The organism is Acidobacteriota bacterium, from assembly GCA_012517875.1.
Taxonomy (GTDB): Bacteria; Acidobacteriota; JAAYUB01; order JAAYUB01; family JAAYUB01; genus JAAYUB01.
Window position 1 is genome coordinate 1 of sequence record JAAYUB010000055.1, and the last position, 5,800, is coordinate 5,800.

General features: G+C 61.1%; 5 protein-coding genes and 1 pseudogene. 4 read left to right on the top strand and 2 right to left on the bottom strand.

Going from position 1 to position 5,800, the window contains the following annotated elements:
- From GX414_06425 to GX414_06435, 3 genes are all read left to right on the top strand, one after another.
- Window positions 1-1,105 (top strand): PAS domain S-box protein (locus GX414_06425; GenBank protein ID NLI46727.1); only part of this gene is annotated, 1,105 nt, incomplete at its 5' end.
- A gap of 29 nt (window positions 1,106-1,134) precedes the next feature.
- Window positions 1,135-2,463 carry a sigma-54-dependent Fis family transcriptional regulator gene (locus tag GX414_06430; protein NLI46728.1) on the top strand — a complete coding sequence of 443 codons (1,329 nt, stop codon included), beginning with the start codon at window positions 1,135-1,137 and terminating at the stop codon, window positions 2,461-2,463.
- Between the two features lie 180 nt (window positions 2,464-2,643).
- Entirely contained in the window at window positions 2,644-3,042 is a 399-nt protein-coding gene (locus tag GX414_06435; GenBank protein ID NLI46729.1) for a prepilin-type N-terminal cleavage/methylation domain-containing protein, read from the top strand.
- A gap of 356 nt (window positions 3,043-3,398) precedes the next feature.
- Here the strand turns inward: GX414_06435 and GX414_06440 are convergent, their stop codons facing one another.
- Both GX414_06440 and GX414_06445 read right to left on the bottom strand, forming a co-directional pair.
- Complete coding sequence (locus GX414_06440) at window positions 3,399-3,800, bottom strand: DUF488 family protein (GenBank protein NLI46730.1); 402 nt, start codon at window positions 3,798-3,800, stop codon at window positions 3,399-3,401.
- Between the two features lie 374 nt (window positions 3,801-4,174).
- Entirely contained in the window at window positions 4,175-4,807 is a 633-nt protein-coding gene (locus GX414_06445) for a hypothetical protein (protein ID NLI46731.1), read from the bottom strand.
- A gap of 564 nt (window positions 4,808-5,371) precedes the next feature.
- Between GX414_06445 and GX414_06450 the strand changes: the two are divergent.
- Window positions 5,372-5,800 (top strand): annotated as a pseudogene (locus GX414_06450) (IS256 family transposase).

Below are 5,800 nucleotides of genomic sequence, written 5' to 3' on the forward strand. Positions count from 1 at the left end.
CACCCGGCTGAAAGTGGAGCAGCAGACGGGGCGGCTGCAGGACCTAAAAGAGTATAACGAGTCCATCCTGGCCAGTCTCCGCAGCGGACTGCTGACCACCGACCGCTCGTTTCTGGTGGTCAAGATCAATCAAATGGGACTGACCCTGCTTGGCCGCGCCCTCGAGGAGGTCTACGGCCAGAACGCTCTCACGATGTTCGACCTCTCCCCGGATGTTCAGGCTGAAATCCATCACTCCGGAGAAGACCTCCGGCCGGTCCGTAGCGAGAAATGGCTGCAGGTCGGACCCAACCCCATGTATGTGGGTTTGTCCATCTCGCCGCTCATGGTCAGCGGCAGCGTGGAAGGTTATGTGTTCATCTTCCAGGATCTGACCGACATCAAGCGGCTGGAAAATGAGCTGGAGGTGCAGCGGAAAATGGCGGCGATCGGCAATCTCTCCGCCGCCATCGCCCACGAGATCCGCAATCCGCTGGCGTCGATGATGGGTTCCATCCAGGTGCTCAAGAACCAGTTGACGCTTTCATCCTCACAGGGGCACCTCATGGACATCGTCCTGCGCGAATCCCATCGGCTTGACCGGATCATCACCGACTTTCTTCAGTATGCCAGCCCGCGTCGCTTTTCGCCGAAAGTGTTCGACATCAGCGCGCTGCTGCAGGAGACGATTTTTCTCTTCAAGAACAGCCCGGAGGTGCGCGACGGGCACCACCTCGAGTACATCGGCTGTCCGTCCGGCCAGGATTTCCACGGCGATCCTGACCAGATCAAGCAGGTCTTTTGGAACTTGTGCACCAACGCCATCAAGGCGATGCCCGCCGGGGGCACGTTGCGGATCGATTGCCGTCTCCGGGAGGGGGGGCTTATAATAGAGTTCCGCGATACGGGCCGCGGCATGGAACCGGCCGAGCTGCAGCAGCTCTTCGAGCCGTTTCAGAGCCGCTTTCCCAGCGGCATGGGGCTTGGCATGGCGATCGTGTACCGAATCGTCTCCGACCACCGGGGCCGGATTGAGGTGGAGAGCTCGCCCGGCCAGGGAACGTCGGTGCGCATCCTGTTTTCGACGGAAACGATGAATCCGCGGAGAGAGGCGGTGCCGGAGTGAACCTGTTGATCGTCGACGATGAGCTGAGCATGCGGGAGCTGCTCGAATTGGTGTTCACCGACGAAGGCTACACCGTGGCCACGGCGGAATCCATCGACCAGGCGGTGCGCGTGCTGGCCGATCAGCCGGTGCATCTCGTGATCAGCGACATGCGCCTCACCGACGGCAACGGTCTGGAACTGTTGCAACACGTTCGCGACCGGTATCCCGAGACGCTGTTTGTCCTCATCACCGCCTTCGCCTCGGCCGACAGCGCAATCGACGCCCTCAAGTTCGGCGCCTACGATTACATCACCAAACCCTTCGACATCGACGACCTCAAGAAAATCGTCCAGAACGCCCTGCGGCAGCCGGCGGCGCAAAAATCGCCTGTCGGAACCGGCCCGGCTGGCGGGCCCGAAGCCCCGGCCATCATCGGCGTGTCACCGCAGATGATCAAAATATACAAAACCATCGGGGTCATCGCGCCCACCGACAGCACGATTCTGATCACCGGCGAGAGCGGCACCGGCAAGGAGATGATCGCCCGGGCGATCCACGAAGCAAGCCCACGGAAGCACAACCCGTTCGTCTCCATCAACTGCGGCGCCTTCCCCGAAACCCTGCTGGAAAGCGAGCTGTTCGGCTACCAGAAAGGTGCCTTCACCGGCGCCGCCGCCAACAAGCGCGGGCTGTTTGAAGTCGCTCACCGCGGCACGCTGTTCCTGGACGAAATCGCCGAAACCACCCCGGCCATGCAGGTCAAACTGCTGCGCACGCTGCAGGAGAAACGGATCCGCCGGCTGGGCGGAACCGAAGAGATCCCCGTCGACGCGCGGATCGTCGCGGCCACCAACAAGAATCTGGAGGAGCGGATCCGCGATGGTTCCTTCCGCGAGGATCTTTACTACCGGATCGCCGTGATCCCCATCCACCTGCCGCCACTGCGCGACCGCCGGGAGGACATCCCCGCCCTGGCCAACTATTTCCTGAAACGGTTCAATCTGAAAATGGGCAAAAACATCCGGGGCATCTCGCCGACGGCCATGGAACGGCTCATCATGGCGGAGTGGAAAGGAAATGTGCGCGAGTTGGAAAACGTGATCGAGCGCGCCGTGGCGCTGGAAACATCCGAACGGGTGGAGGCTGACCGCCTGGCGCATATCGCCGCGGCATCCGCCCCGCCACCCGGGACGATGCCGTCAGCGATCACCGATTCCGGTTTCGAGCTGGAGCCGTTTCTCGAGGACGTGGAGAAGCGGATTATTTTGATGGCGCTCCAGAAAGCCGACGGCGTTCAGGTTGAGGCCGCCCGTCTGCTGGGCATCACCTACCGCAGCTTTCGCCACCGAGTGCAGAAACTGGGGATCGAAAAGTGAGTCTCCGACGATTTACATATTTTGTCAACTCCGTTGACAATTTTCGGGACTGGTGCCACAATGAAATCGTTCAAACCATCGATTTTGCGTGTGTCGCATGCTTCAGCGGACCGGGATTTATTGGTATCTAATTTGCTAAAGAAAGATATCGGAATATCACATTTACCCCAAGGAGGTAGTATGAATAAGAAAGGTTTTTCGCTGATTGAGTTGCTGATCGTCATCGTGATCATCGGCATCATCGTCATCATCGCGGTGCCGAGCCTGCTGGAATCCAAGCGCGCCGCCCAGGCCACCGCCGCGCAGGCCACCCTGCGCAACATCGCCTCCGCCCAGGTGGCGTACTCATCCAAGTCCACCAACCGGACCTACGGCTCGTTGGCCAACCTGGCTTCCCAAGCTTTCCTGGATGCCCGGTTCTCCTCCGGCACCGGTGATTTTGACGGGTACACCTTTAGCGGCACAGCCACCACCACGTTCTTCACAGTGACGGCTTCGGCCCAGGACACCGCCAACCCGAACTTCTACATCAACCACTCGATGGTTGTCCATTACACCAACAACGACCCGGTCCGCTAGATCCGTCTGACAGTCAAAGAAAGGCGAACCTTCGGGTTCGCCTTTCTTTTTGCCTCAAGTTTCCTCCTTTCCTTCTCTCCTGCCGCCTCTGACCGCCTTGAGCACCTCGTCTGCCTTGCCACAAACCTCCGGATTGAGTATCCCTGATTCAGGCATCCCTCACGCTCGTGATTGGTAAGCATCTTCATACCCGCGATGTGTTGTCGATGTCCACATCAGTCAGCGTGCGGTGCTCAACTGGCACGCGAGCCGGTTTGGAACGGCTTCAGCCAGATTGTTCAGGAACGGCTGATCATCTATCACGACGCGGCTGTATCGCGTGAACCGGAGGAGTGAAACCCGATACCGGGGCACCGTCACGCGCGCGGATCACCGGCAAGAACCGCGCCCTGCTCGCGCAGCAACTCCCGGAGCACCGAGCGGTGGCAGCGGGATTCATCCGAACAGTAACAGCCCACCGCAAAGTTGGTCTGACGGGAAAGTGCCGCCAGCAACTGCAGGAGGCGCACGGCCTCGGGTCGTCTCATCTCCGCACGATACCGCTTGACGAAGCCCTGCCAGGAGCGTTCGTCATCCGCCTGCCGGGCGCGCTGCAGCAGCTCCTCGGATGGCGCCAGGTCCGGCAGCCAGAGGTCGTAGAAATCTCGCGACGCCCACTGGGATTTGGGAACGCCGCGGGGAGGCCGGCGCACGGTGCCCAGGCGCAGGCCCTCGCCCTCGCCCCTCGGGCTGCCCAGGCGGACGATTCGTATCGCCATCAATTCCACCTCCGGAGGATCATTTCCCTGCAGGGCGAATGTACCAGATGGCACAGGAAATACAATCGAGCAATCTCGTTGTGACAGAGCCCGGCACCTTGCGTTCCACCGGTTCATCCATCCACCGATTCGCCGCTCCGGTGTGACAGAACCTGGCACCGTCTCATCAATCCGAGGCGAGCGGGCGGTGAGACTATACCGGGCATCGGACGGCTGGGGACCCTGCTCTTCCTGCCGGTTCTGCCGGAACTCGCCAGGCCGCACCTTCGCCGGATTGATGGCCACCGGTTGAAAGAACTCCTCAACCTGGGGACCGGGCTAACGGATTATCCGCCAGCCGGCTCGCCCGCCGGGAATCGGTGACTGGCGGAGGATCACTGCGGGAGGGCCTTCATTTTCTCGATTTCAGCACGAACCTTGAGGAATTCCTGGTAGATGGCTTTCATCTCCTTCGAGGCGGCCTCGTCATATCCCCCGGAAGCGTCCAGTTGGGCCTTGAGCGTTCGGTGCTCTTCCCGGAGCCGGTTGAGCTGGTCTTCCAGCCGGCCCAGTTGGTTTTTAGCGACGACGGATTCATCCTTCAGATAGGCCTTGGCCTTGTATCCGCGGAATTCGCCGTCGTTGGCAATGAGGGCATCTACCATGCTGTTGTCCTTGAGACTGTAGCAGGTGTGCATGTAGACGTATTTGAAATTGAAGTGGGCGTTATTCCAGGCATCCATCCGCTTGCGCCGCTCGGCCGGATCCAGGTTGCGCCAGATATCCGGAGTGCCGATGCGCTCGGCCAGGGCTGCCTGCGCCCACTCCTTGATGTCGCCGGCGGTGATGTCCTCCCCACCCAGCGTGGACATGGTTCCGGCCACGTTTTCATCGCCGTGTCCGAAGAAGGCGAAGGCCTTGGTCTGGGGGTCGCGGATCGCCTTCTCGATGTCGTGGGCGGAGACCGTGTCGACGACGGTCACCTGGTAGCCCATCGCCTCCATCTTTTTGCGCTGGGCGTCAATCACCGGCTGCAACTCCTTATACGGATCGACTTGCCCGAACCCGGATCGTAGTAACAGCGAATACCAGGGCGGATTGATGTCGCCAACCCAGATGTAGGCCTTTCCCTTGGCCGGAGTCACAGGACTCGCCCCTTGGGCAATGAGAGTGGCGACGGCGACAGTCAGCCACAGGCCGGCGAGACATCGGACCCAACAACGCAACCGGTCGAGACTCATCACGGATGCACCTCTTGGGTGGCGGTTCAGTCTACAGGATTATACAGTACGTTGGTGACCTTCCGCACCCGCTAAATGGGGACACCAGCCGCTCCCCGGGCGGTCGGTGATTGTCCATGGAGGAACGGATGCCTTTCCACAAAAATATTTGGGTTGTGTCAATCCAAGCTGTTTGGTGAGGGAAATTCCGATGAAAAACGACTTCGGAGAAAGGTTCGACACTGCCCGCCGCTTCGCGGGTGTGTCCATGTCCCAGGTCGAGGTGGCCGCTGACAACGACTCGAACGCCGTTGACGGAGCGGAGACCGGAACGATGCGGCGCGGGCGGACACGCGGGTGGGCCATTCCGAGCGGACGCTGCAGACGCGGGTGGGCGACGTGGCGTTGAAGATGCCGAAGCTGCGGCGGCTGCCGTTCGAGACGGCGATCATCGAGCGGTACCGGCGGCGGGAGACGTCGGTGGAAGAGGCGCTGATGGAGATGTACCTGGCGGGGGTGAGTGTGCGGCGGGTGGAGGACATCAGCGAGGCGCTGTGGGGGACGCGGGTGAGCACCGGGACGGTGAGCAATCTGAACAAACAGATGGACCAGCGGATCGAGGCGTGGCGGAACCGGCCGATTGCGGGGCGGTATCCGTACGTGTACCTGGACGGGATCTGGCTGAAGCGGAGCTGGGGCGGGGAGTACCAGAACGTGTCGGTGCTGGTGGCGATCGGCGTGAACGCCGCCGGGTACCGGGAGGTGCTGGGGGTGGCGGAGGGGCTGAAGGAAGATCACGCG

What these genes read in the sequence shown, in the direction of transcription:
- GX414_06430 (NLI46728.1), top strand. Translation starts at nt 1,135, where the DNA reads ATGCGGGAGCTGCTCGAATTGGTGTTCACCGACGAAGGCTACACCGTG.
- GX414_06435 (NLI46729.1), top strand. Translation starts at nt 2,644, where the DNA reads ATGAATAAGAAAGGTTTTTCGCTGATTGAGTTGCTGATCGTCATCGTG.
- GX414_06440 (NLI46730.1), bottom strand. Translation starts at nt 3,800, where the DNA reads ATGGCGATACGAATCGTCCGCCTGGGCAGCCCGAGGGGCGAGGGCGAG.